At 68.5% G+C, this 4,076-nt stretch carries 3 protein-coding genes and 1 pseudogene; 3 read left to right on the forward strand and 1 reads right to left on the reverse strand.

Annotation, left to right across the window (positions count from 1 at the left end; all coding sequences use genetic code 11):
- Positions 1-143, forward strand: a pseudogene (locus APY03_RS44950) (zinc-binding alcohol dehydrogenase family protein); the annotation flags it as partial.
- An 82-nt stretch (positions 144-225) separates the two neighbouring features.
- Entirely contained in the window at positions 226-1,152 is a 927-nt protein-coding gene (locus APY03_RS34065) for a pseudouridine-5'-phosphate glycosidase (protein ID WP_068684322.1), read from the forward strand.
- Positions 1,153-1,156: 4 nt separating this feature from the next.
- Here the strand turns inward: APY03_RS34065 and APY03_RS34070 are convergent, their stop codons facing one another.
- Positions 1,157-1,657, reverse strand: coding sequence for a MarR family winged helix-turn-helix transcriptional regulator (locus tag APY03_RS34070; RefSeq protein ID WP_068684324.1), 501 nt, complete (start codon positions 1,655-1,657; stop codon positions 1,157-1,159).
- A gap of 137 nt (positions 1,658-1,794) precedes the next feature.
- On the opposite strand from APY03_RS34070, the gene APY03_RS34075 reads away from it, so the two are divergent.
- Complete coding sequence (locus APY03_RS34075; RefSeq protein WP_068684326.1) at positions 1,795-3,978, forward strand: thiamine pyrophosphate-dependent enzyme; 2,184 nt, start codon at positions 1,795-1,797, stop codon at positions 3,976-3,978.
- Positions 3,979-4,076 lie beyond the last annotated feature (98 nt).

The raw sequence follows: 4,076 nt of genomic DNA on the forward strand, positions 1-4,076 counted from the left end.
CCGCCGTGCCGCAACTGCTGGCCCGGCTGGCGGACGGGAGGCTGGCGCTCCAGGTCCAGCGCTTCGGCCTCGGCGAAGCCGCCACGGCGCTCGAATGGATCGCGCAGCGCGGGCACCGGGGCAGGGCGGTCCTGGTGCCTTGAGGCCGGTGCCCTGAGGCTGGTGCGCGGAGACGGGATCTGAGATCCTTGCGCACCGCACAACGCGGCTGGAGAAGACATCGACATGGACGCCCGGCCTGCCCATTCCTGGCTCGCCCTGAGCCCGCCCGTGGCCGCCGCGCGCGCCGCCGGCCGCCCCCTGGTGGCACTGGAGTCGACCATCATCGCGCACGGCATGCCCTACCCGGAGAACGTGCGCACCGCGCGCGAGGTGGAGGCGGTGATCCGCGGCCTGGGCGCCGAGCCCGCGACCATCGCGCTGATGGGCGGGCGCATCCGGATCGGCCTCTCGGACGACGAGCTGGAACTGCTCGGCCGCTCTGGCCAGGCGCACAAGGTCAGCCGGCGCGACCTGCCGGCCGTGCTCGCCAGCGGCGACCTCGGCGCCACGACCGTGGCCGGCACCATGATCTGCGCGGCGCTGGCCGGCATCGAGGTCTTCGTCACCGGAGGCATCGGCGGGGTGCATCGCGGTGCGCCGCAGAGCTTCGACATCTCGGCCGATCTGCAGGAGCTCGCGAGGACCTCGGTGGCGGTGGTGTGCGCAGGCGCCAAGTCGATCCTGGACATCGGGCTCACGCTGGAGTACCTGGAGACACACGGCGTGCCGGTGCTCAGCTGCGGCCAGGACAACTTCGCGGCCTTCTACACGCGCGACAGCGGCTTTCGGGCGGACTACAGGCTGGACGATGCGGATGCCCAGGCTCGCTTCATCCGCACCAAATGGGCACTGGGCCTGGCCGGCGGCGTGGTGCTGAGCACACCGGTGCCGCAAGCCGCGGCACTGCCGCGCGAGGAGATCGATGCGATCACCGGGCAGGCCTTGGCCGAGGCGGCAGCGCAGCACATCGCCGGCAAGGCTGTCACGCCCTTCCTGCTGGCCCGCATCAAGGCGCTGACGGGCGGCCGCAGCCTGGCGACCAACATCGCGCTCGTGAAGCACAACGCCGAGGTGGGCGCCCGGCTGGCGCTGGCGTTGGCGCACTCGTAGGCGGCTACTCCTGCTCCTCCGCCTCGTCTGCCTCGCCTGCCTCGCCCGGCATGCGGGCGTGCAGCTCGATCATCTGCCGCAGCGTCGTCTTCAACTCCTCCGCACGCAGCAGGCCGAAGGGCTCCAGCACGCGCCGCTCGTGCTCGAGCGCCAGTTCCATCAGGCGCTCCACCGTCTTGGCGCCCTTGCGCGTGATGCGCACCAGCGTGACGCGCCGATCACTGTCGTGGGGCAGGCGCTCGACCTGGCCCTTGGACTCCATGCGATCCAGCAGGCGGGTGACCGTCGGCTGCTTGGTCACCGTGACCTGCGCCAGCTGGCCGATGCTGATGGCCTCGCCCCCGGCCAGCGAAGCCATCACCCGCCATTCCGACACCGAGAAGCCGTGCTGGCGCGCCACCACGTGGAACTCGGAGGAAATCAGCTGGCTCGCCTGTGCCAGCAGCGCCGGCAGGTAGTCGTCGACGAAGCGCAAGGCCCTCTTCTTGGAAGCGGCAGTGGCCATGATGAGTCCCTCGGCTCAGGCAGGCACGCAGCTTGCGTGTCTAGGGTTATTCATGATTGTGGATACATTCACTTGTAAACATTATAGAGACCGTGCGATGAAGCGGCGCCCACGCCGAAACGGGAAAGAAACAAACCATGGCTGAACGATCGTTCGTCGAGGAAGTAAAGAAGCTGAGGCTCGCCGAGGGCGAGGTGTTCCGGGGTGAAGGCATTCTGGCAGTCACCAAGGCGCTGCTCGAGTCGGGTGTTTCCTATGTGGCCGGCTACCAGGGCGCGCCGATCTCGCACCTGATGGACGTGCTGGCCGACGCGCAGGACATCCTGGCCGAACAAGGCATCCGCTTCGAGAACAGTGCCAGCGAGGCCACGGCCGCCGCCACGCTGGCGGCCTCGGTCAACTATCCGCTGCGCGGCGCCGTCACCTTCAAGGCGACGGTGGGCACCAACGTGGCCTCTGACGCGCTGGCCAACCTGGCCTCGGGCGGCGTGACCGGCGGCGCCCTGGTGATCGTGGGCGAGGACTACGGTGAAGGCTCCTCGATCATGCAGGAGCGCAGCCACGCCTTCGCGATGAAGTCGCAGATCTGGCTGCTCGATCCGCGCCCCAACCTGCCCTCCATCGTCGAGGCGGTGAAGAAGGGCTTCGAGCTGTCCGAAGCCAGCCACACGCCGGTGATGCTGCAGCTGCGCATCCGTGCCTGCCACGTGCATGGGCACTTCGTGGCCGGCGCCAACCGCCGGCCGGCATTCACGCTCAAAGATGCGTTGGAGAACCCGCAGCGCGACGTCAGCCGCATCGTGCTGCCGCCTGCCAGTTTCGTGCATGAGCAGGAGAAGGTGAATGAGCGCTGGCCCGCCGCGCTGCGCTTCATCGAGGAGCACCGGCTCAACGAGTTCTTCTCGGAAGACGCCGACGATATCGGCATCATCGTCCAGGGCGGCAGCTACAACACCCTGCTGCGCGCGCTCGAACGGCTGGGCCTGGCCGATGTCTACGGCAACACTCAGGTGCCGCTCTACGTGATGAACGTGGCCTATCCGCTGGTCGACAACGAGGTGCTGCGCTTCTGCGAAGGCAAGCGCGCGGTGCTGGTGGTGGAGGAGGGCCAGCCCAACTTCGTCGAGCAGAACCTCGCCACCATCCTGCGCCAGGCGGGCTCCACCACCGCGCTGCACGGCAAGGACATGCTGCCGGTGGCGGGCGAGTACACGGCGACAGAACTGCTCAAGGGCGCGCGCACCTTCGGCGAGCGCTATGGCAGGCTGCAGCCCCTGCCGGTCCCGGCGCCGGTGCGCAAGGTGATCCCGCTCAAGGAAGTCGCCGAGATCGGCGTCGATGCCGCGCCCGAGCCGGCACTGCCGCTGGGCCACAGCGTGCACGCCCGCCCGCCGGGCTTCTGCACCGGCTGCCCGGAGCGGCCGATCTTCAGCGCGATGAAGCTGGTGGAGCGCGAGCTCGGCCCGCATCACGTGAGCGCCGACATCGGCTGCCACCTGTTCTCCATCCTGCCGCCCTTCAACATCGGCAACACGACGATGGGCTACGGCCTGGGGGGCGCCGGCGCTGCCGCGCTCAATGCGCCGGCGGGCAAGCGAGCGATCTCGATGATGGGCGACGGCGGCTTCTGGCACAACGGGCTGACCAGCGGCGTAGCCAACGCCGTCTTCAACCGGAGCGACAACCTGACCATCGTGGTCGACAACAACTACACCTCGGCCACCGGCGGCCAGGACATCCTCTCGTCGAAGGCACAGAACGCGACGCGCAGCACCGGCCACGCGATCGAGCGCGCGGTCCGCGGCGTGGGCGTGGAATGGGTGCGGACCATCCGCCGCACCTACGATGTCGCCGGCATGCGCGACGCGATCAAGGAAGCATTGACGACGAAGCAGAAGGGGCCCAAGGTCCTGATCGCGCAGTCGGAGTGCATGCTCAACAAGCAGCGCCGCGAGAAGCCGCTGGTGCGCAAGGCCATCGCCGAAGGCAAGCGCATGGTGCGCGACAAGTTCGGGGTCGACGAGGACACCTGTACCGGTGACCATTCCTGCATCCGCCTCTCGGGCTGCCCTTCGCTGTCGATCAAGACCAATCCCGATCCGCTGCGCATCGATCCGGTTGCCACCGTGCTCGACAGCTGCGTGGGCTGCGGCAACTGCGGCGACGTCTCGCATGCCGCCGTGCTCTGCCCGTCCTTCTACAAGGCGCAGATCGTGAGCAATCCGACGGGCTGGGACCGATTCCGCGAGCGTGTGCGCGCGGGCGTGATCGGCTGGCTGCAGCGCGGCGAAGCCAGGCGCCGCGCGGCTTATGCGTTCTGAATGAATCTATGCGACGCAACAACACAGCGCTGAAGGCATTCGCAGCGTTCCGAATCCAGGGACACCGCGGAACCGGCTTTGCCGGGCCGCTGGTGTCG

The sequence above is a fragment of the Variovorax sp. WDL1 genome (assembly GCF_001541225.1).
Classification (GTDB): Bacteria; Pseudomonadota; Gammaproteobacteria; order Burkholderiales; family Burkholderiaceae_C; genus Variovorax.